We start from the raw sequence: 22,302 nt of genomic DNA on the forward strand, positions 1-22,302 counted from the left end.
CTTTTATCCTCACTTCCTGGTGCCGCTGTAACTGCTATTCAAATTGATGGCGTGTTACATGAGTTCTCTACAGTTGAAGGTGTTGTAGAAGACGTTACAACAATTATTCTTAATGTGAAAAAACTTGCTCTGAAAATTTATTCAGATGAAGAAAAAACATTAGAAATTGATGTACGCGGAGAAGGACCAATTACTGCGGCCGATATTACGCATGATAGCGATGTTGAAGTTCTAAATCCAGATCTTCATATTGCAACTCTTGCTAAAGATGCTCATTTACGTATGCGTCTAACTGCTAGACGTGGACGTGGATACATCCCTGCAGATGGTAACAAAAGAGAGGATCAAGCAATAGGTGTTATTCCTATCGACTCGATTTACACTCCAGTGTCTCGTGTCACATACCAAGTTGAAAATACACGTGTGGGACAGGTTTCAAATTTCGATAAGTTAACACTTGATGTTTGGACTGACGGAAGCATTGGACCTAAAGATGCAATCGCACTTGGTTCAAAAATTCTTACTGAACACTTAAACATTTTTGTAGGTTTAACTGACGAAGCTAAAAATGCAGAAATCATGGTCGAAAAAGAAGAAGATAAAAAAGATAAAGTCCTTGAAATGACGATTGAAGAACTTGATCTTTCTGTTCGTTCATATAACTGCTTAAAGCGAGCAGGTATTAATACAGTACAAGAGCTTGCTAATAAGACAGAAGAAGACATGATGAAAGTACGTAACTTAGGTCGTAAGTCTTTAGAAGAAGTAAAACATAAGTTAGAAGAGTTAGGTCTAGGCCTACGTAAAGAAGACTGATTGTAGCTTCGATAAAGGGAGAGGCGTTCTCTTCATGTCTATATGACCCAATTTTGATACTACTTACAAAGGAGGGAACTAGAAATGGGATACAGAAAATTAGGACGTACTAGCTCACAACGTAAAGCTATGTTACGTGACTTAGCTACTGACTTAATCATTAACGAACGTATTCAAACAACTGAAACACGTGCGAAAGAATTACGTTCAGTTGTTGAAAAAATGATTACTTTAGGTAAACGTGGAGATTTACATGCTCGTCGTCTAGCTGCTGCTTACATCCGTAATGAAGTTGCTAACGCTGAAACTAATCAAGACGCTTTACAAAAGTTATTTGCTGACATCGCTCCTCGTTACACTGAGCGTCAAGGTGGATACACTCGTATCGCAAAAATTGGTCCTCGTCGCGGAGACGCAGCACCAATGGTTGTTATCGAATTAGTATAATATTCGTATACAAAAGGGCTCGACGTTTCTTGTAAACATGTCGTTGCCCTTTTTTTCTGTTTACTTTTAGACTATTATATATCTATAAACAATGAGAAATTATAGGTGAAATAATGAGAAAAGATAGTATTAAAGTAGATAACATATCTTTTAAATACCCACAGGCACAATCGAATGCAGTTCATTCTGTATCATTTAACATAAAGGAAAATGAATGGATTGCAATCGTTGGTAGAAATGGGTCGGGAAAGTCAACATTAGCAAAACTTTTAAATGGATTAATTTTACCCGAAGATGGCCAAATAGTGATTGATGAGGAGATTACCTTATCAGAGCAAACAATATGGGATGTTCGAAAGAAAATAACGATGGTATTTCAAAATCCTGATAACCAATTTGTTGGGACAACAGTAATTGATGATATAGCATTTGGATTAGAGAACCATGGTGTCGATAAAGCAGAAATGGATCGTCGCATCGAAGAGGTACTTAATATCGTCAAAATGAATGATTTTAAACTTCATGAACCACATTCACTTTCTGGAGGCCAAAAGCAAAGAGTAGCGATAGCAGGATCATTAGCGATTCAGCCTAGTATATTAATATTGGATGAAGCTACTTCAATGTTAGATCCCTTTGGAAGAAAAGAAGTAATCGAAACTATTCGTAATTTACATAAGGAAATTAATATGACAGTTATTTCGATTACACATGATATAGAAGAAGCTATACATGCAGACCGTATTTTAATTATGCATGATGGTCATTTAGTTCAAAGCGTCACTCCAGAAGAGCTTTTAAAGACAGAGTTTTCACTAGAGTCGCTTGGATTAGCATCTCCTTTTACAAATAACCTTTCTAATTTATTGATAGAAAAAGGTTTACCTTTGAGACAAGACCATCTAGAGCAAGAAAGCTTGGTGAGCGAATTATGCAAATTACTTTTGAAAAAGTAGGATATACTTATCAGCCGAAGACACCTTTTGAGCATCGTGCTCTTTACGATATAGATGTAACGATACCTGATGGGTCTTACTACGCTGTAATTGGTCACACAGGCTCAGGTAAATCTACCTTTCTGCAACATTTAAATGGCCTCTTACAACCAACTGAGGGAATCGCCAAAATTGACGATATAACCCTTGTATCAAATAAGAAAAACAAAAATTTAAAATCATTAAGAAAAAAAGTAGGATTAGTATTTCAATTTCCAGAACAGCAATTGTTTGAAGAAACCGTTGAAAAAGATATTTGCTTTGGTCCGATGAATTTTGGTGTTTCTGAAGACGAAGCCAAAAAAAGAGCAAAGGATTTAATTGATAAAGTAGGGTTAAGTGAAGATTTTTTAATGAAGTCACCATTTGAGCTGAGTGGTGGTCAAATGAGAAGGATTGCCATAGCTGGAGTATTAGCAATGGAACCGGATGTACTTGTATTAGATGAACCGACTGCTGGACTTGATCCTAGTGGCCAAAAGGCTTTAATGGATATGTTTTATGAGTTACACAAAGAAAAGGGGCTTACGATCATTTTAGTGACCCATAGCATGGAAGATGCAGCAAGGTATGCTGATACGATCCATGTGCTTCAAAAAGGTACTACATACTTAAAGGGAAGTCCTTTAGAAGTATTTTCATTCGAAAGTGAATTAGAGGAAATTGGCTTACAAATACCACTTTCTTTAAAATTCCATCAAGAGTTAAATCAAAAATTAGGTATTAACGAAAAAGCAACAAGCTTAACAATAGAACAACTCGCTGATTATATAGCGAGTCTTTATAATGGGGAAACAACATGAATAGTCTAATAATCGGAAAATATATACCAATCGATTCACTCATTCATCGTCTAGATGCTAGAGCAAAACTTCTAACAATGTTTTTATTTATATTTATTGTTTTCTTTGCAAATAATTTTGTTACTTACGGTGTTTTATTACTATTCTCGATTATCACAGTATCACTTTCGAGAGTACCGCTTAATTATTATTTAAAAGGATTAAGAGCAATTTGGTTGTTAGCAGCATTTACGTTTTTATTGCATGTGTTTACAAATAAAGAAGGACCTTTAATTTATCATTTCGGTTGGATTGAAATCCATAAAGAAGGTATTATCCAAGGGATTTATATATCGGCGAGATTTTTTCTTTTAGTTTCAATTACAACTTTACTGACATTAACAACAAATCCAATCGAAATTACTGATGGGCTAGAGTCATTATTTAACCCTTTTAAGAGATTTGGTCTACCAGTGCATGAAATGGCTTTAATGATGTCTATTTCATTGCGATTTATACCAACGCTTATGGAAGAGACCGAAAAGATTATGAAGGCACAGTCATCAAGAGGAGTGGATTTCTCATCGGGTCCAATAAAAGACAGATTAAAAGCGTTAGTCTCATTACTTGTCCCGTTATTTATCCATTCATTTAAACGAGCTGAAGACTTAGCAGTTGCGATGGAAGCTAGAGGTTACCAAGGCGGAGAAGGACGATCAAAGTTTCGGGTAATGAAGTGGCATTTTCGTGATACAGCATGCTTACTTGCATTACTGGTTTTATTTTTATTATTATTGTTTTTACGTAAGTGATGGGGATTGATAAGTTATGAATCGAATTAAATGTATAATTTCATATGATGGCACCTTATTTAGTGGATACCAAGTTCAACCAAACCAGAGAACCATTCAAACTGATATTGAAACAGTTCTAACTAAAATGCATAAAGGGAACCCTATAAGAATCCATGCCTCAGGTAGAACAGATACTGGCGTACACGCAGTGGGCCAAGTTATTCATTTTGATAGTGAATTTAATCTTTTACCTGAAGCATGGAAGAGAGCCTTAAATGCACAACTACCTAAAGATATTTATATTAAATCGGTAGAAATTGTTGATGACAAATTTCATTCTAGATTTGATGTTGTTCGGAAAGAATATCGATACTTTATTTGGAATGATAAGGACGAAAATGTTTTTTCAAGAAATCAGCATTATTTTTTCCCATTTGAGCTAGATATTGTTAAAATGCAAGAGGCACTTAATTCTTTATTAGGTACTCATGATTTTAGTTCATTTTGTGCAGCGAATACCGATATAAAGGAAAAAGTACGCACTATATACAAAGGGACCATTAATAAATCAGAGCAAGGAATTGTCATTGCTCTTGAAGGAAATGGATTTCTATATAATATGGTAAGAATAATTGTTGGAACACTAATTGAAGTTGGTCAAGGAAAACGCGAGGTAATTAGTGTGAAAAACGCATTATTAGCATGCGATCGAGCCAAGGCTGGCAAGACTTCACCGCCTAATGGATTATTTTTATGGAAAGTTGATTATAACAACTAATCCTGGTGTAACATTTGCTTGACATTAGAAGGTAGAAAGTTTAATATTAAATACGGTATTGTTTTAAGAACCACGATTAGCCCCGGAACCAGTCGTGTTATAGATAAACAATAAAAACAATTTTACTTTATGTATATTGTATTAGGAGGAAATTAGAATGCGCACAACTTATATGGCAAAAGCTAGCGAAGTTGAACGTAAGTGGTTCGTTGTAGACGCTGAAGGAAAAACTTTAGGTCGTCTTGCAACTGAAGTAGCTACTTTACTTCGCGGTAAGCACAAACCAACTTTCACACCACACGTTGATACAGGTGATAACGTAATCATCATCAATGCTGAGAAAGTTGAATTAACAGGAAACAAATTAAACAATAAAATTTACTACCGTCACACAATGTATGCTGGTGGTTTAAAAGAGCGTACAGCTTTAGAAATGCGTACTAACTACCCAGTTAAAATGCTTGAATTAGCTGTTAAAGGTATGCTTCCAAAAGGACGTCTTGGACGTGCTCAAGTTAAAAAATTACACGTGTATGCTGGTAACGAGCATCCACACCAAGCACAAAAACCAGAAGTTTACGAACTTCGCGGATAATTATAAAAGGAGGGCATTCACATGGCACAAGTACAATACTATGGCACAGGACGTCGTAAAAGCTCAGTAGCTCGTGTACGTTTAGTTCCTGGCGAAGGACGCGTTATCATTAACGGTCGTGATTTTGAAGATTACATCCCATTCGCTGCATTAAGAGAAGTTGTTAAACAACCACTTGTTGCAACTGAAACTTTAGGTAGCTATGATATTTTAGTAAACGTTAACGGTGGTGGATACACTGGTCAAGCTGGTGCAATTCGTCACGGTATCTCAAGAGCTTTATTACAAGTTGATCCTGAATACCGCGGAACTTTAAAACGCGCTGGATTATTAACTCGTGATGCACGTATGAAAGAGCGTAAAAAATACGGTCTTAAAGGTGCACGTAGAGCTCCTCAGTTCTCAAAACGTTAATTTTTATATACGTTCAAAACTCCTTTCCACAATGTGGACAGGAGTTTTTTTATTTTTTAATACTTTTCACTAGTATTAGGACTTTCTTGATTTCTGTCCTTTCTAACGTTCGTCAATTTATTGTCCCTCCTATTCATACATCGCCGAAGCATTTTATGAAACTTTTTCAAATAATTTCAAAAGTCCTTGTAGGTTTTTGTATTGTTTTGTAGGTTTACATATAGAATTAGGTAAGTATTTCATCCAAAAGTTTGAAAGCGTTAACAAGGGGGATTTATATATGAAAAAATTTGGTTTAGCTACTCAAATTTTTATAGCGTTGATATTAGGTATTATTGTTGGGGCACTAGTATATGGAAATGAAACGGCCACTTCGTATATTCAGCCAATCGGTGATATTTTCATTCACTTAATTAAAATGATCGTTATGCCAATAGTTATTTCAGCATTAATAGTTGCTGTGGCTGGAGTAGGGGATATTAAGAAGTTAGGAAAACTTGGGGGAAAGACACTTCTTTATTTTGAAATTATTACGACTATCGCACTTGGAGTTGGGTTGTTAGCGGCAAACTTATTCCATCCTGGTAAAGGTGTAGACATGAGCCATCTACAAAAAGGTGACATTTCAGCATATGAACAAACAGCAACTGCAACACAACAAAGTGGCTTTGCAGAAACAATCGTTCATATCTTCCCAAAAAATGTGTTTGAGTCGATGGCACAAGGTGATCTTTTACCGATTATTTTCTTCTCTGTTCTTTTCGGTTTAGGAGTAGCAGCAATCGGAGAAAAAGGAAAGCCTGTTTTAGGATTTTTTGAAGGCGTATTAGAAGCAATGTTTTGGGTGACAAATCAAGTTATGAAAACTGCTCCAATCGGAGTATTCGCGTTAATTGCAGTAACAGTTGCAAAGTTCGGTGTAAGTACCTTATTACCACTTGGTAAGCTTGTTTTAGCTGTTTATATAACTGTAGCATTTTTTGCTATTGTTATTTTAGGTATTAATGCTAAAATGACAGGGACGAATATTTTTACGCTAATTAAGATTTTAAAGGACGAGCTGATTCTTTCGTTTACAACTGCAAGTTCGGAAGCAGTTCTTCCAAACATTATGAAAAAAATGGAGCAAATGGGTTGTCCAAAGGCAATCGTATCTTTCGTTATTCCGACTGGATATTCGTTTAATTTAACGGGGTCGGCTATCTACCAAGCTCTTGCTGCGTTATTTGTCGCTCAGATGTATAATATACACATGACATTTATGGAGCAGGTTACATTATTATTTGTATTAATGCTTACATCAAAAGGGATGGCCGGTGTCCCTGGTGCATCGTTCGTAGTTGTACTGGCAACACTAGGTTCAATGGGATTACCTTTAGAAGGAATCGCATTAATTGCAGGGATTGACCGTATTTTAGACATGGTTCGTTCTGCAGTAAATGTATTAGGAAACTCATTAGCGGCAATCACAATGGCTAAATGGGAAGGCGAATACGATAAAGATAAAGCGCAAGCATTTATTGATTCATATAAGGAATCAAAAGTTGCGTAAAGATGGGAGAAAAACAAATGGCGGCTACTGAAATTAAACCAAGCAAACGTATTGAAAAAGATTTCTTAGGGGAAAAAGAAATTCCAGCAGATGCCTACTATGGTGTCCAAACATTACGTGCAGTTGAAAATTTTCCGATTACTGGATATAAAATTCACGAAGAGCTTATTAAGGCTTTAGCAATTGTAAAGAAGGCAGCTGCACTTGCTAATGTGGAAACAAAACGTCTTTATGAGGGAAATGGTAATGCAATTGCAGAAGCTGCTCAAGAAATTATTGATGGCAAATGGCATGATCAGTTCATTGTAGATCCTATTCAAGGTGGAGCAGGTACATCAATGAATATGAATGCAAATGAGGTTATTGCTAATCGTGCGCTTGAAATTTTAGGCAAAGAAAAAGGTGACTATTTCTGTATTAGTCCAAACACCCATGTAAATATGTCGCAGTCTACAAATGATGCATTTCCAACTGCAATTCACATCGCGACTTTAAATATGTTAGATAAATTATTAAATACGATGAAATATATGAACGATGTATTTGAGTTAAAGGCAAAAGAATTTGATCATGTTATTAAAATGGGGCGTACTCACTTACAAGATGCTGTACCGATTCGTTTAGGACAAGAGTTCGAAGCTTATTCTCGAGTTCTTGCACGTGATATAAAACGTATCGAACAATCACGTCAGCACTTATATGAGGTAAATATGGGAGCTACAGCGGTTGGGACAGGCTTAAATGCTGATCCTCGCTATATTGAACTTGTTGTTAAGCAACTTGCTGAAATTAGTGGCTTATCACTTGTTGGAGCTGAGCATCTTGTTGATGCTACTCAAAACACTGACGCTTACACAGAAGTATCGGCTGCTCTTAAAGTATGTATGATGAATATGTCTAAAATTGCGAATGATTTACGTTTAATGGCTTCTGGTCCACGTGCAGGCCTTGGTGAAATTTCATTACCAGCACGTCAACCAGGTTCATCTATTATGCCAGGAAAAGTAAATCCTGTAATGGCTGAAGTAATTAACCAAGTTGCATTCCAAGTAATCGGTAATGATCATACAATTTGTTTAGCATCAGAAGCAGGACAATTAGAATTAAATGTTATGGAGCCTGTACTAGTTTTCAATTTACTTCAATCAATTAACATTATGAATAATGCATTCCGTGCATTTACTGATAACTGTTTAAAAGGAATTGAAGCAAATGAAGACAGAATGAAAGAATATGTAGAGAAGAGCGTTGGACTAATCACAGCTGTTAATCCACATATCGGCTATGAAGTTGCTGCAAGAATTGCGAGGGAAGCAATTCTAACAGGAAAGCCAATTCGTGAACTTTGCTTAAAATATGATGTGTTATCAGAAGAAGAGCTTGATTTAATTTTAGACCCATTTGAAATGACTCACCCAGGTATTGCTGGTGCAGTTCTTTTAGAGCGTCAATAAATCACTCAGACAGCATTCAATGTTGGTTAGCCTGTTTGAGGCGCTTGTTACCATTCAACGGTAACTCTGCGCTTCTACAGGCTTAGCTTATTGAAAGACAAGTGTTTTTCAATCAGAATGACAATTTTTAAAAGGGAAGGGCGAAAAGCCCTTTTTTACTTAACTTAAATAGATAAATATAAATATAAACAGAAAAAGATAAGGGATGGGATTGTATGCATAAATTCAAGGTAGGTTCGAATGGTGAGGTAGAGACTACCTTGCGTGGTGCCGAATTATTAGGTGTGCCAATGCTTAATAAAGGAGTTGCATTTACTCAAGAGGAACGAAAAGAGTTAGGTTTAACAGGATTATTACCGCCAGCTGTACTAACACTGGAGGAGCAAGCTAAACGAGCTTATGCGCAATTCTCGTCACAGCCTACTGATTTGCATAAGAATGTAACATTATCAGCTTTACATGATCGTAATGAAACATTATTTTATCGTATATTAACTGATCACTTACCTGAAATGCTTCCGATTGTCTATACACCGACAGTTGGTCTAGCAATTCAGCGTTATAGTCATGAATATAGAAGACCTCGTGGATTGTATCTATCGATCAATGAAGCAGATAGTATTGAACAAGTTTTTGATAATTACGGAGCAAATGCTGACGAAATTGATTTAATCGTTATTACTGACGGTGAGGGAATATTAGGAATTGGTGACTGGGGAGTTGGAGGTATTAATATCGCAATTGGTAAATTAGCGGTTTATACAGCTGCAGCAGGTATCGATCCTGCACGTGTAATGCCAGTTATATTAGATGTCGGTACAGATCGTGAAGAGCTACTAAATAACCCATTTTATGTTGGAAACCGTCATCCTCGTATTCGCGATAGTCGCTATGATGAATTCATCGATAAGTTTGTAAATGCGGCTGTGGAAAAATATCCAAATGCATTATTACATTGGGAAGATTTTAGCTCTAAAAATGCAAGAAATATTTTAGATAAGTATCGTCATCAAGTTTGTACTTTCAATGATGATATTCAAGGTACTGGAGCAGTATCACTTGCCGCTGTACTAGCAGCAGTAAACGCATCTGGTATCCCATTAAGTGAACACAGAGTAGTTGTATTCGGTTCAGGAGCGGCTGGTATTGGAATCGCAGATCAAGTACGTGATGCAATGGTACGTGAAGGTCTTTCGTTAGAATCAGCAAACCGTCGTTTCTGGTGTATTGATCGCAATGGTTTGCTTGCTGATGATATGGACGGTTTGTTCGACTTCCAACAACCTTATGCACGCCCAGCTAAAGAAAATAATTCAGGTGCAAGCTTAGCTGAGGTTGTTAGTCAAGTTCACCCTACAATATTAATTGGTACTTCAACTGTTGCAGGTGCTTTCACAGAAGAAATTGTTAAAGAAATGGCTGCACATGTTGAAAGACCTGTAATTTTACCAATGTCAAACCCTACACCACTTGCGGAAGCAAAACCTTCTGATCTAATCAAATGGACTGAAGGAAGAGCGTTAGTCGCGACAGGTAGTCCTTTCGCTCCTGTAACATATAACAAAACTGTTTATGTAATTGGGCAATCAAACAATGCTCTTATTTTCCCTGGTTTAGGACTTGGAACAAATGTTTCACGAGCAAGTGTAATAACAGATGGCATGTTTGCAGCGGCGGCAGAAGCGGTAGCTCAAATGATCGACGTTAGTAAGTTAGGTGCACCTTTACTACCACAAATCGAGAATCTACGTACTATTTCAGAAGTGGTTGCAATTGAAGTAGCAAAAGCAGCAGTTGCAGATGGTGTCGCACGAGTAGTACATGATGATATTGAGCAAGCTGTACGAAGCGCAATGTGGGAGCCTGCTTACAGACCTATTAAAGCAGCCAAAGAATTAGTTACTGTATAAAAGACCTAAATACAGCTTGGAAATCAAGCTGTATTTTCTTATGACATTTAGTAGTACGGAGGAACATTGTGTTAGCATCTACAAGGCGATATACTAGTAGCAAAAATCAGGAAGTGACAGATTTGAAATCTAATGAACTAGAGAGTAAGGATTTCTGGATAGTTGTTGCACTGATGGTTATTATTCCAATAGCAGGGGAGCTTAATTTTCATCCATTTGATAATATATTTCGAGTTAGTTTTGGAACACCTATTTTCTTCTTTTCATTATTGTACTTTCGGAATATACACTCTGTTATATTTGGTCTATTAATTGGAGTATCCGTTTTTGTATTTCGCTTCGGACTTGATTGGTTCGTATTGACGGATTTTAGTTTAACTTCATCCTTTTCAGTTAGATTCCCTACTTTTCTATATTATTTCTCCTATTCTGTTTTATTTTATTTATTAAAGGTGAATCGGTACCAACACCCATTGCTCATAGGAATTTTTGGTATTACTATTGAGATTACTTCAAGTTTAATTGAACTAATCCTTCAATTGTATGGAATGGGAGCTACACTTAACGTAGAAGAATTAAACAAAATTATAATTATTGCTGTGTTTAGAAGTTTTTTTGTATTGGCTTTTATCAATATGATGAAGCTTTACGAATTAAGGCTAAAGGAGTCACAAACTCGAAAAGAAAATGAGAATATGCTTATGCATTTATCTAATTTGTATGTAGAGTCTGCTTACTTAAGAAAGACGCTTCAAAATGCAGAAACAATAACGAAAGAATCTTACAATTTATATAGAAACATGAATAAGTATAAACATGAGTTAGAAGTCCCTATTGAGGAGTGGGGGAGCAAGGCTTTAAGAATTGCTGGAGAAGTACATGAAATTAAGAAGGATAATCAAAGAATTTTTGCTGGACTCTCTAAATTAATTACGAGTGAAAGTTTGCCTGAATATATGGGGGTAAATGATTTAGCAACAATGATTATTAGAATCAATCAAAAATATGCTGGTATGTTAGGTAAAAAAATTGAGTTTGTGTCGCAAATTACAGGAGAACATCCAAAATATCATATTTATCTAATGCTATCATTTATAAATAATTTAGTTGCGAATGCAGTCGAAGCAATAGAATTTGAAGGGACCATTCTCATATCAATCGAAAAAGAAGATCATTGGATTAAATGTAGCGTGATTGATAATGGCCCAGGAATCCCATCAAAAAATACGAAACTTATTTTTAAACCAGGATTCACTTCAAAATATAAAGAGGATGGAACCCCATCTACGGGAATTGGGTTATCTTATATTAAAGAAATGGCAGAAGAATTAGGAGGAGAAGTAACTCTCCATCAAAAAGAGAGTGAATGCATTTTCACGATTCGATTGCCTATTGGAAGTCTTGTCGAGAAAGGGTGAGCTTGGTGAATTTTTATATCACAGATGATGATGAAGTCTTTCGATCTATGTTATCCCAAATTATAGAAGACGAAGAATTAGGAGAAGTTGTTGCAGAGGCAGAAGATGGTTCTTTTTTAGATACAAATACATTGGAAATAAACCAAGTTGATATATTATTTATCGATTTATTAATGCCCATACAGGATGGTATCGAAACGATTAGGAGATTAGGTCCTTCATTTAAAGGAAAAATAATAATGATTTCTCAAGTGGAGTCTAAAGAATTAATTGGCGAAGCATACTCACTTGGTATCGAATATTACATTACTAAGCCACTGAACAAGGTTGAAGTGATTTCAGTGGTCAGAAAAGTCATGGAGCGAATTCGATTAGAGCGGTCAATCCATGATATTCAAAGATCACTAAGTAATGTTTTTGATGTTCATTCGATGACGAATTATAGACCGAACTCCGATAAAAAGAAAATCACTGATTGGGTACAAGTCTTATTATCCGAGCTTGGGATCGCTGGGGAAAATGGAAGCAAGGATTTACTTGATATCGTCAATTATTTATATGAGTATGAGACGAGTTTTGGATTAGATGCTGGATTTCCAACCTTAAAAGATATATATACTCACGTCAGTTTAAAAAAGCTTGGAATTATGAATTCACAAGAAGAGGTAGAGCGAGAAAGGAAATCGTCAGAACAGCGAGTTCGTAGGGCGATTTATCAATCATTAAACCATATGGCGTCCATTGGCCTTACTGATTATGCGAATCCTAAATTTGAGAATTACGCCTCAAAATTTTTTGATTTTGAAACGGTACGACAAAGAATGAGTGAATTAAAACAAGTATCGGTTACTTCTTCTACAACACACACACGAATTAATGCCAAGAAATTTATACAGGTATTATACTTTGAATCAAAACAACTTTTAATTGAAAGATATTAAAAAATGAGTCTACATTTACCCCTTAATCATTTTGATGAGGGTTTTTTTATTAAGAACAAATTAAATTAAAAAAATCTAATAATTCATCCCCTATTTGTAGCATAGAAGATTTTTATAAGAATAAAATATTATACCTTAATCATTTCTGTATGCGGCCTTCTATGTTAGGGGTGATTTAAATTGGGCTTAGTCGATTGGATAATGGGGAAAATGAATTTTCAATCAAGTACTAGTACTTTTGAGTTATTAAATGATGATGGGGAAGGCCAATTAACTTTAGGAAATACATTGTTTAAAAATGATGTGATCCGGGCGTGTATTAGACCGAAAGCTAATGCAATAGGAAAACTAAAAGTAACTCATGTCAGAGAAAATAATAAAGAGTGCAAGATTAATCCAGACCCGTGGGTTTTTAATGTACTTCAAGAACCGAATCCATTTATGTCTTTGCAATTACTTTTAGAGAAAATGGTAACCCAGCTTGATTTGAATAGTAATGCTTTTGCTTTTATAAAAAGAAATGACTTTGGCTATCCTATTGCTCTCTTTCCCATTCCTTGTACTACTGTTGAAGTGCTAGAAAATAATCAAGGGTTAATCTTTTTAAAATTCACTTTCAAAAACAAAAATGTACTAATTTTACCTTATAGCGATATCATTCATTTAAGACAGGATTTTAACAGTAATGATCTGTTTGGAACACCCCCATATGATCCTTTACTGCCATTATTAGAAGTGATTGATTCCGTAGATGATAGTATCGTTCAAAATGTAAGTAACAATCGTTTTATAAATTGGTTATTAAACTTTAAAGAAGTGCTAGATCAAGAAGAGATGATAAAAAATACGAATGAATTCGTAAATAATTATATGAAATATACTGGTGATGGAGTAAAGGCAGGATTTTCAGAGCCGACGTATAGTTTACAACAAGTGCCCATAAGTACTTATGCGCCAGAGGCTCAAAGAACAAATGATGCAATAAGAAGAATCTACAGTTTTTTTAATACGAATGAGAGAATAGTTCAAAGTCTTTTTAATGAAAATGAATGGAATACGTACAATGAGACGGTAATTAATCCATTGGTCATTCAGCTAAACAATGAATTTACACGTAAATTCTTTACGCCTGTTGAACGAGCAAACGGTAATCGTATAGTATTTGAAGCGTCTAACTTAGAATTTGCATCACTAACAACGAAATTAGCGTTTTCTGTTATGGTTGATCGAGCATCTTTAACTCCTGATGAGTGGCGTTCTATAATGGGAATCGGACCAATCCAGAGAGGAGAGGTACCACTTCTTAATACAACTATTGCTCCAATTGATCAAAAAGAAAGAGACAGGGAGTTCGAATTGCGTGTTGAACGAGAAAAGAAACGTGAAGAAGAAATTGAAAGATGTAGAGAAGAATGTAGAGAAGAATGCAAACAGTTTAGAGAATTTTGTATGGAACAACAGAAAAAACTTTTAGAAAAAACAGAAACCGACGATAAAAACAATTAATAATCAAAAATAGAGCTTTTAACTAATAATTAGTTAGGCTTTTTTTTTTCAACACATATCTGACATAGCTATACGGTAAGGATACTTGTCCGAACACTTTTCCTATTGATTCATATAGTAAAGTAATAGCTAAAATTAAACCAATAATTCATGGAGTTGTTTATATGTTGGAAAAAGATGCGATTATTACCCTTTTAGGTAGTTCTGGGGGAGTAGCAAAAGCAGTACTTTCTATATTTAATAAGGCAGTGGAGGATCCAAATGATCCTATTCACGAGACGATGAAAAATGCCAGGTTTCATTTGATTGATTTAAAGCAAAGAGACTTACCATACTTTGAGAGGATTATCCCCAACCTAATTAAAAAGGTTACATTTCATGAGATGAATGTTAATAATATTGAATTAATGAAAAAACATCTTATAGAAAGTAAAACAGTACTTGTAGTAGATGTTTCTAGAGCGGATTCCGTTGAAATGTTGCGTTGTTGTAATGACTTTGGCGTTAAGTATGTAAATACCGCTTTAGAAAGTGACATAGTAGATGAAGATGAAAGTATTAGTTCCGGTTTCCCCCTTAAGGAACGTATACGCATTTTCGAGGAAAATAAAAGAAAGTTTAAAAATACTACAGCAATTATTGGTTCAGGCATGAATCCAGGGATTGTCCAATGGATGGCAATTGATTTAATGAACCAATTTCCTTCTGAAAAGCCTCTTGCATGTTATATTGTTGAACATGATAATTCTTTTTATGAAAACCCTTCGTTAGCTCAAAAAGAAACAATTTATACCACTTGGTCCCCAGATTGCTTCCTAGAAGAAGCAGTTACAAGCTTTCCTATGTTTGTTAAACAAAATATCCCAATCTTCCTTTACGATGATGTTTATTCAGTTGAGTTTAAAGTTAAATTAGGAGAAAAAGTTTTCTACGGTTGTCTTATGCCACATGAAGAAGTATTTATAATCGGAAAACTATTCAATTTAGAAAGTGGTTTTGTTTATCGCGTTAATGAGCATACAACAAATTTAATTAGAAATAATTTAAAAAATACTGATGAAATAATGGGTTTTGATAAAAAGCTTCTAGATCCTTCAACAGCTCCGTTAGTAGGAGAAGACCTAGTTGGGGTTTTACTTGTGTATGAAAATAAAGAGCGTTACATCTATAATGTAATGAATAACAAAGATTCCTTCGCGGGGTATGGTACAAATGCAACTTATCTTCAAGTAGCTTGTGGAGTATATGCAGGAGTTGCAAGTTTATTTTTGGATACTGTCGAAAATGGTGCTTACTTTGTAGACGAATTATTATTAAATACGAGTAGCCAATATGGAAAATATCTAAAATACCATATGCCTCAGTTCGTATATGGAGAAAATAAAAACAGTGATGGCTTACTTTTACAAAGAATGAAGTCATATAATAATTAAAAGTTGAAAGATGCACATAGCCCTGTCAAGTAGACAATGAAAAAAAGAGTATATTAAGCTGCGGCCTTTTCACGATATTCTATCGGGGAAAGGTCGTTTAATTTTTCCTGGAAACGATCATTGTTATAAAAATGAATATATTCATGAATTGCCTTTGCTGCTTCCGCCTTGTCCTTTGGGTTCACCAAATACAACTTTTCCGTTTTTAAATGAGAAAAGAAGCTCTCGATACAAGCATTATCGTAACAGTTACCTCTTCTAGAATGACTTCCTTGAATTTTTATTTTTTCTGTAACTTCCTTTTTATAAGTTGGAGTTGTGTACTGAAAACCTTGATCTGAATGAATTAATGCATCTTGTGAAAATGGTTTATTTTCCAATTGATTAAGTGTGTTCAACACCAATTCTAGGTCATTTCTTTCTGAAAGTTTCCAGGCTACTATTTCGTTATTATATAGATCTAAAATTGATGATAAATAGATAAAAGTATCTCCAGTTCGCACATAAGTAATGTCTGTTACTAGCTTTTGATATGGCTTTTCTGCACTAAATTGTCGGTTTAGGACATTTGGAAAAACGACCGAACCGCGTTTACCGTAGTAAGGACGCTTTTTTCGAATGACTGAACGAATTCCTAAATCTCGCATCATGCGTCGAACACGTTTATGATTGATTAGAATTCCTTCTCGCTTTAAGGCTTTTGTCATTCGTTTATACCCAAAGTAAGGATGAATTTTATAAATAGCTAAGATATGTTCTTTTAATACTAATTCTTCATCCATTTTAACTAACCGATTAGAATGACTTTTTCGCCATTTGTAGTAGCCAGCTTTTGATACTTCGCCTATTTTTAATAGCCATTTTAAAGGATGAAAACTTCGAAGTTGATTGATTATCTCAAAGCGTTTAGCTTTTAAGACCATTCCTTTCCATGAAGATTTGGATTGCGCTTTTTTAAGTATTCTACCTGAGCTTTCAAGTAACTAATTTCCTCTTCAACGCTAGTAAAATGCTTCTTATTCCATACTCCACGTTGATCTTCGAACGGTTCTCCATTTTGAACTTTACGAACCCATTGAGCTATTTGAGCATCACTTTTAATTCCAAATCTTTCGCGAAGTTTACGATAGGACCAGCCTTCCTCTAGCTTTAAACGTGCTACTTCTTTTTTTACCTCTTCTGTATAGGTAGTAAATGTTTGTCCTTTTTTCGCCATAAAAAAATCCCCTCTCAGATAAACAGTTAAGAACATCATATCATGTTCTCTTTTTTTACTGTCTACCTGTAGGGGATGATACCAAGAGGGGAATAATGGATCCCTCTTTTTTATATTGTTTACAACAAAATTTTTCTATTTTATAAAAACGGTGTTTTTTATGAAAATTATTATTTTTTTATGGAAGAAATTAAGTATGTAGTTTTTGAATGAACAAACCCCTTTCGTCTTAGACTATGGCTACGGGGAGGTTTCAACATGAATCTTATAACAAATTTCCGAGAAAAAAGAAGAGATAAGCAAATTAAATTTGAAAAATGCTTATTAAAAGAATTAAGAATAATGCAGTTAAAATCCCAATTAAAGGATTCATTTTCATACTTTATAGATGCAGATAGTAACCAAAGAAAAGCACGAGAGGACTACTGTTTAGAATTAGCAGTAGAGACATACTTACTTGGTGCAAGATATAGTCGCTTTGGTTTTTATGGTGAACCAATAGAAAACGTAAAAAAAAGATCAGCAAAGGAATCCGAATGGTTAGCTTATTTATTTTATTCTTCAGTATTTGGCCGTAAGGATGATATCCAAACTGAACCATTTAATCAATGCAAATCCTTTTTAAATAACTGGTGGTTAGATGGTTATGTAAAAGGGGAAAGAAGACACAAACTTCGTTTATCAAAGTAAGTCATATTCTTCCTAGTTGTCCCATATATTTTTTATAGGACAATCAGGGGGGAAGAAATGAAAAGATGGCATTTAATCATAATCATTGTAACCTTTGTTTTTTTGATATTATGTATACCTTTATTACAGAGGACTTCAAAAACCTGGAATTTTAGAGGACTACCATTAGATGGAAAAGTTATCGTTTTAGATGCCGGGCACGGTGGACCAGACGGAGGAGCCTCAGGTGGAGATGTTATTGAAAAAGTTGTTGCATTATCCATAACAAATAAACTAAGGGATTATTTACAAGGCCAAGGAGCTACAGTTATTATGACAAGGGATGGTGATTATGATCTAGCAGAGGAAGGAATGAAAGGATACAGTAGAAGAAAAAGCGTTGATTTAAGAAAAAGAGTAGATATAATTAATGGATCGAACGCAGACCTATACATATCAATTCATTTAAATTCCTTACCAAGAACATCATCTAAAGGTGCTCAAACATTTTACTATGGTTCATTAATCGAAAATGAGCGGTTTGCAAAATACGTTCAAGCAGAACTAAGGGATAGTTTAAATAATACGCATCGATTAGCTAAAATTATTAATCATGTTTACTTAATGAAATATGCCAAAGTTCCAGGTGCGCTTGTTGAAGTAGGCTTTTTATCGAACTATGAAGAGAGCCAGCAATTAAGAGATGAAGCATATCAAGATAAACTTGCTGCAGCAATCTATAGAGGAGTCATACGATATTACACTGATAAAAATGACCCGCCGAATTAACGAGTGGTGTATGATAAAATTCCTCAGACTTCATGGTTTTCAAGATCAGTTTCTAAAAAAGAATTGAAAAGATTATATTTTTTGGACTTGTCTAAGGTTAGAACCGCCGAATTATTCGGTGGTTTTCATTTTTTACATTAAGGATAAATGGGGGCAGTGGTGAAGAAATATCGATGTAGTATTCACTTTAAGGATCGAGCTGCCTTCGCTTAAAATGTTCACCAATGAGCGAGTTTTCTTTATCTAAGAATGTTACTTAAGACTAACTAAGATACATGTGTTATACTATTTAGTATATTAAGATAACGAGGTGTAAATATGCTTACCAATGAACAAGTATTATCACTTTTAGGTACAATTAATGAGCCATTTTTAAATAAATCATTATTAGAATTAGATGCAGTTAAAGAAATTTCGATAAAAGATGAAAAGAAACATGTAAGCGTTAAAATTGCTTTATTAAAAACAGGTAGTGCAGAACAGATGCAAATTCAAACGCAAATTGTTCAATTATTAAAGCAAAATGGTGCAGATACAGTAGGAATTCGTTTTACTGAATTTACAGAAGAAGAAAAAAGTCAGTTTGTAGAAACAAGTGATGACGATGCACACTCAACGCTTTCATTATTAGATAATAAAAAAGTACAATTTTTAGCAATTGCTAGTGGAAAAGGTGGGGTAGGAAAATCTACTGTTTCTGTGAACTTAGCAGTTGCTTTAGCAAGATTAGGCAAAAAAGTAGGAATCATTGATGCTGATATTTATGGCTTTAGTGTACCTGATATGATGGGAATTACGACAAGACCAGTGATCAGAGGGGAGCGCATTATACCAGTTGATCGATTTGGAGTAAAAGTAATTTCAATGGGATTTTTTGTTGAAGATAATTCGCCGATTATTTGGAGAGGTCCAATGCTTGGTAAAATGCTACAGCAGTTCTTCACGGAAGTTGAATGGGGAGATTTAGACTATTTATTACTAGATCTACCACCAGGTACTGGTGACGTAGCACTAGACGTGCATAGTATGTTACCATCTTGTAAGGAAATTATTGTTACAACTCCACACCCTACAGCGTCAATTGTTGCAGCAAGAGCGGGAGTTATGGCATTAAAAACAAACCATGAAATTATTGGTGTTGTAGAAAATATGAGTTATTTTGAAAGTAAAAAAACTGGAGAAAAAGAGTATGTTTTTGGTAAAGGTGGAGGAGAAAGACTTGCAAAAGAGCTTCAAACAACCTTATTAGGACAATTACCTTTACTACAACCGGATTGGGATGAAGCGGACTTTGCACCTTCAATTTATGATAAAGACCACCCGACTGGAAAAATCTATACTACGATTGCAGAACAAGTAGTCGAAAAAATCATATTAACTAAATAATAGACAATACCCTTTTAATTTATTGCTTGTTTTATTAGTAATGGCTGTATTTTTAGCCTTGACTGATATAGAAATGAATTATTAGGGTATTTATGTGGTTTAAAAAGTTAATAAAGTTTTATATGAATGATTTATTTAGAAAAAATCGGAATTACTTTGTGGACATGGGGGATTAGGAATAGAATGACGAGTCGGAAATGGGTTCGATTATTTTTAACAACGTTACTAGTTGGAGGAATTGCAACAATTATTACAGGTATTCTTTATGGGTATAAAGAGTATTTAAGTTACGTTCAAGATGTTAGAATTGGAAAATTATTAGTTGAAGTATCTTTTTTATTTATATTAGGATTAGTATTCAGCGCTGTTAGTCAGATGGGATTCTTTGCCTACTTAACAATTCATCGTTTCGGGTTAGGTTTATTTAAGTCATTATGGAATCCAGTTCAAATTATTTTGATTGTACTAGCCTTATTTGATCTGGCATATTTTCGATATAAAGAATATGCACACGGAGAAGCTCTTACAGGATATTTAATATTCCCAATAGTTCTTTTAATAGCTAGCCTGTTTGTTGCCTATAAAAAAATCAAAGAAACAAACAATGGAGCATTTATACCTGCCCTATTTTTTATGATCGTTGTAACAATTGTTGAATGGTTCCCTGCATTAAGGCAGAATGAACTTTCTTGGTTAATATTAATGCTAGTACCTTTATTTGTATGTAACACGTATCAGTTATTATCTTTACACAAAATAGTAAAAAAATAATTTAGGACTGAGTTTATTACATTACTTCGCATGCTTTAAAGATAAAAGTTTACAATCAATCTGAAAACTAAAGCAAACTAACAGAGGCCGTCCTAGAAGTCAGTTTAACTGACTCACAGACGATTCTTATTTCAAATAAAAAAAGATGATGTCCCTAAAATGATACATTTTTGGGACATCATCTATTTATTTTACAATTTTGATACTTGTTTTAGTATTGGATATCATTTGAGAAACAGTTACGCTTTTATACCCTTCATCTTTTAAATAAGACCAAATTAATGGTAGTGCTTTCGGTGTTTGCAGTGCAGAATCACTTGCATGAAGGAGAATGATGTCTCCAGAATCAGCATTTTTTTCTACGCTTTGAACAATTTTATTTGTTCCCGGGTTTCTCCAATCATCAGTATTAACACTCCAATGAATGACAGAAAGATTATTCCGATTAGCAATTTTAATCACTTCTTTATTATATTCGCCATTAGGTGGTCTAAATAATTTAACGTCTTTTATGCCTAATCGAGTAAATACTTCTGCTGAGTAATTTAAGTCCCTCTGCATTTCTACTGGGTTTAATTGAGTATAGCTTTTATACCGGTATCCAAGTGTTCCAATTTCATGGCCTTGTTTTACAATTGTTTGCACAATGTCCGGATGTCTCTCTGCCCAAGATGCGGATAAGAAAAAGGTAGCATTCGTGATTCTTTGATTTCGTAAAACGTCTAACACTTTCAGTACGTTCTCATCTCCCCAGCTAATATCGAACGTAAGAGCAACATTTTTTTTGGAGGTATCACCTTTATAAATTGCCATTGGACCTTTATTAGTTGAAAATGTTGAAAATGTTTTAGGTGCTTGTATATAAACTAAGCAAGCTGTGAAAAATGCAATAATAGTAATTAAGGATAGTTGCTTTAATTTCCTTTTTGAGGTGATGTAAAAGTAAAAAAGCATAAAATCGCCTTCTTTCTTGTCCAAGTTCTTATATTAAGGATATGAGATTTAGTAGGCTTGTATGCTTTAAAACAAAATTATTAAATGTTTAAAGTATTAGAACAATAAAAATTTCTGCTGGATTAACAAACTTGTTAATGAATAGAAGTTTTCTCGGAGTGATCTTATGTTTGGGATGCTACTTAATAAGGAACATGTGTTAGAAATCGAATCGCTTATCATACGTTCGCTTTATGAGTTAGATAAAGAGTTATCGTCAAATGAAGTAAATGATTGGGTTAAAAGTGAAATGCTCAAGAAGAAGAAAATCTTATATGAAATTTATTGTAGACTTCCGTTATGAGAGGATACTTAAAGGATGATAGGGCCTGTTTTTTATGTATACTATAGAGAGTATTTGATGGTAGAGATAAAAAATATAAAAAATATCATAATTTGTATTGACGATTTAATCGGATACGTGTTATATTATTTCTTGTCCTCAGCGACAACGACTTGGTTAACTTAATTTAAAAAAGAATTTTTAAAAAATGTTGACAGGCATTATTGCCAGATGGTAATATTAAAAAGTCGCTTCTGAGCGATAGAAAATGAACTTTGAAAACTAAACAAAACATGAAGTAAACGTCAATTATTAGTTTTTTGAGCAATACAAGATTTAAACTTAACTTTTATGGAGAGT

22 protein-coding genes are annotated in these 22,302 nt (G+C 34.5%); 20 read left to right on the forward strand and 2 right to left on the reverse strand.

Features of this window, described 5'->3' with window-relative positions:
• From ACFCYN_RS16200 to ACFCYN_RS16270, 15 genes are all read left to right on the forward strand, one after another.
• Positions 1–816: DNA-directed RNA polymerase subunit alpha (locus ACFCYN_RS16200; protein ID WP_375950326.1), on the forward strand; the 816-nt coding region annotated here is incomplete at its 5' end.
• 84 nt (positions 817–900) lie between these two features.
• The gene (gene rplQ / locus ACFCYN_RS16205; RefSeq protein WP_098121871.1) at positions 901–1,263 is read left to right on the forward strand and encodes a 50S ribosomal protein L17; all 363 of its coding nucleotides are present in this window, start codon (positions 901–903) and stop codon (positions 1,261–1,263) included.
• A gap of 113 nt (positions 1,264–1,376) precedes the next feature.
• Entirely contained in the window at positions 1,377–2,219 is an 843-nt protein-coding gene (locus ACFCYN_RS16210) for an energy-coupling factor ABC transporter ATP-binding protein (protein ID WP_172446638.1), read from the forward strand.
• Complete coding sequence (locus tag ACFCYN_RS16215) at positions 2,195–3,061, forward strand: energy-coupling factor ABC transporter ATP-binding protein (protein WP_375950327.1); 867 nt, start codon at positions 2,195–2,197, stop codon at positions 3,059–3,061. The genes ACFCYN_RS16210 and ACFCYN_RS16215 overlap by 25 nt, the downstream gene beginning before the upstream one ends.
• On the forward strand, positions 3,058–3,852 hold the full coding sequence (cbiQ, locus tag ACFCYN_RS16220) for a cobalt ECF transporter T component CbiQ (protein ID WP_172446640.1): 795 nt from the start codon (positions 3,058–3,060) through the stop codon (positions 3,850–3,852). The genes ACFCYN_RS16215 and cbiQ overlap by 4 nt, the downstream gene beginning before the upstream one ends.
• 16 nt (positions 3,853–3,868) lie before the next feature.
• Positions 3,869–4,612 carry a tRNA pseudouridine(38-40) synthase TruA gene (truA, locus tag ACFCYN_RS16225; RefSeq protein WP_172446641.1) on the forward strand — a complete coding sequence of 248 codons (744 nt, stop codon included), beginning with the start codon at positions 3,869–3,871 and terminating at the stop codon, positions 4,610–4,612.
• A 157-nt stretch (positions 4,613–4,769) separates the two neighbouring features.
• Positions 4,770–5,207, forward strand: a complete 438-nt coding sequence (gene rplM, locus ACFCYN_RS16230; RefSeq protein WP_098121876.1) for a 50S ribosomal protein L13 — start codon at positions 4,770–4,772, stop codon at positions 5,205–5,207.
• Positions 5,208–5,228: 21 nt separating this feature from the next.
• Positions 5,229–5,621, forward strand: a complete 393-nt coding sequence (gene rpsI, locus ACFCYN_RS16235) for a 30S ribosomal protein S9 (protein WP_056467505.1) — start codon at positions 5,229–5,231, stop codon at positions 5,619–5,621.
• A 280-nt stretch (positions 5,622–5,901) separates the two neighbouring features.
• The gene (locus tag ACFCYN_RS16240) at positions 5,902–7,173 is read left to right on the forward strand and encodes a cation:dicarboxylate symporter family transporter (protein WP_172446642.1); all 1,272 of its coding nucleotides are present in this window, start codon (positions 5,902–5,904) and stop codon (positions 7,171–7,173) included.
• Between the two features lie 17 nt (positions 7,174–7,190).
• Positions 7,191–8,627: an aspartate ammonia-lyase gene (gene aspA, locus ACFCYN_RS16245; RefSeq protein WP_172446643.1), complete on the forward strand. Its 1,437-nt coding sequence runs from the start codon at positions 7,191–7,193 to the stop codon at positions 8,625–8,627.
• A gap of 215 nt (positions 8,628–8,842) precedes the next feature.
• Positions 8,843–10,537 carry an NAD-dependent malic enzyme gene (locus ACFCYN_RS16250; protein ID WP_172446644.1) on the forward strand — a complete coding sequence of 565 codons (1,695 nt, stop codon included), beginning with the start codon at positions 8,843–8,845 and terminating at the stop codon, positions 10,535–10,537.
• Positions 10,538–10,659: 122 nt separating this feature from the next.
• Positions 10,660–11,955 carry an ATP-binding protein gene (locus ACFCYN_RS16255; RefSeq protein WP_375950338.1) on the forward strand — a complete coding sequence of 432 codons (1,296 nt, stop codon included), beginning with the start codon at positions 10,660–10,662 and terminating at the stop codon, positions 11,953–11,955.
• Between the two features lie 5 nt (positions 11,956–11,960).
• Positions 11,961–12,896 (forward strand): response regulator, encoded by a 936-nt coding sequence (locus ACFCYN_RS16260; protein ID WP_375950330.1) that lies wholly within the window; start codon positions 11,961–11,963, stop codon positions 12,894–12,896.
• Between the two features lie 180 nt (positions 12,897–13,076).
• Positions 13,077–14,402 (forward strand): phage portal protein, encoded by a 1,326-nt coding sequence (locus ACFCYN_RS16265; RefSeq protein WP_375950331.1) that lies wholly within the window; start codon positions 13,077–13,079, stop codon positions 14,400–14,402.
• Between the two features lie 164 nt (positions 14,403–14,566).
• Positions 14,567–15,835 (forward strand): saccharopine dehydrogenase family protein, encoded by a 1,269-nt coding sequence (locus ACFCYN_RS16270; protein WP_375950333.1) that lies wholly within the window; start codon positions 14,567–14,569, stop codon positions 15,833–15,835.
• A 53-nt stretch (positions 15,836–15,888) separates the two neighbouring features.
• Here ACFCYN_RS16270 and ACFCYN_RS16275 read toward each other — a convergent pair.
• Positions 15,889–17,051, reverse strand: a protein-coding gene (locus ACFCYN_RS16275; protein ID WP_375950334.1) for an IS3 family transposase whose coding sequence is annotated in 2 segments (ribosomal slippage) — positions 15,889–16,793 and positions 16,793–17,051 — 1,164 coding nt in all. Because the reading frame shifts where the segments join, the coding sequence is not laid out codon by codon here.
• 258 nt (positions 17,052–17,309) lie between these two features.
• On the opposite strand from ACFCYN_RS16275, the gene ACFCYN_RS16280 reads away from it, so the two are divergent.
• From ACFCYN_RS16280 to ACFCYN_RS16295, 4 genes are all read left to right on the forward strand, one after another.
• On the forward strand, positions 17,310–17,741 hold the full coding sequence (locus ACFCYN_RS16280; RefSeq protein WP_098121883.1) for a DUF2521 family protein: 432 nt from the start codon (positions 17,310–17,312) through the stop codon (positions 17,739–17,741).
• A 57-nt stretch (positions 17,742–17,798) separates the two neighbouring features.
• Complete coding sequence (gene cwlD / locus ACFCYN_RS16285) at positions 17,799–18,509, forward strand: N-acetylmuramoyl-L-alanine amidase CwlD (RefSeq protein ID WP_172446648.1); 711 nt, start codon at positions 17,799–17,801, stop codon at positions 18,507–18,509.
• Positions 18,510–18,827: 318 nt separating this feature from the next.
• Positions 18,828–19,895 carry an Mrp/NBP35 family ATP-binding protein gene (locus ACFCYN_RS16290; RefSeq protein ID WP_375950337.1) on the forward strand — a complete coding sequence of 356 codons (1,068 nt, stop codon included), beginning with the start codon at positions 18,828–18,830 and terminating at the stop codon, positions 19,893–19,895.
• A gap of 183 nt (positions 19,896–20,078) precedes the next feature.
• Entirely contained in the window at positions 20,079–20,666 is a 588-nt protein-coding gene (locus ACFCYN_RS16295) for a KinB-signaling pathway activation protein (protein WP_172446650.1), read from the forward strand.
• Between the two features lie 186 nt (positions 20,667–20,852).
• Here ACFCYN_RS16295 and pdaB read toward each other — a convergent pair whose 3' ends face one another.
• Positions 20,853–21,620, reverse strand: coding sequence for a polysaccharide deacetylase family sporulation protein PdaB (gene pdaB / locus ACFCYN_RS16300; RefSeq protein ID WP_172446651.1), 768 nt, complete (start codon positions 21,618–21,620; stop codon positions 20,853–20,855).
• 166 nt (positions 21,621–21,786) lie between these two features.
• Between pdaB and ACFCYN_RS16305 the strand changes: the two genes are divergently transcribed.
• Entirely contained in the window at positions 21,787–21,963 is a 177-nt protein-coding gene (locus ACFCYN_RS16305; protein WP_172446652.1) for a hypothetical protein, read from the forward strand.
• Positions 21,964–22,302 lie beyond the last annotated feature (339 nt).

It is taken from the genome of Gottfriedia sp. NPDC056225 (assembly GCF_042267765.1).
Taxonomy (GTDB): domain Bacteria; phylum Bacillota; class Bacilli; order Bacillales; family Bacillaceae_G; genus Gottfriedia.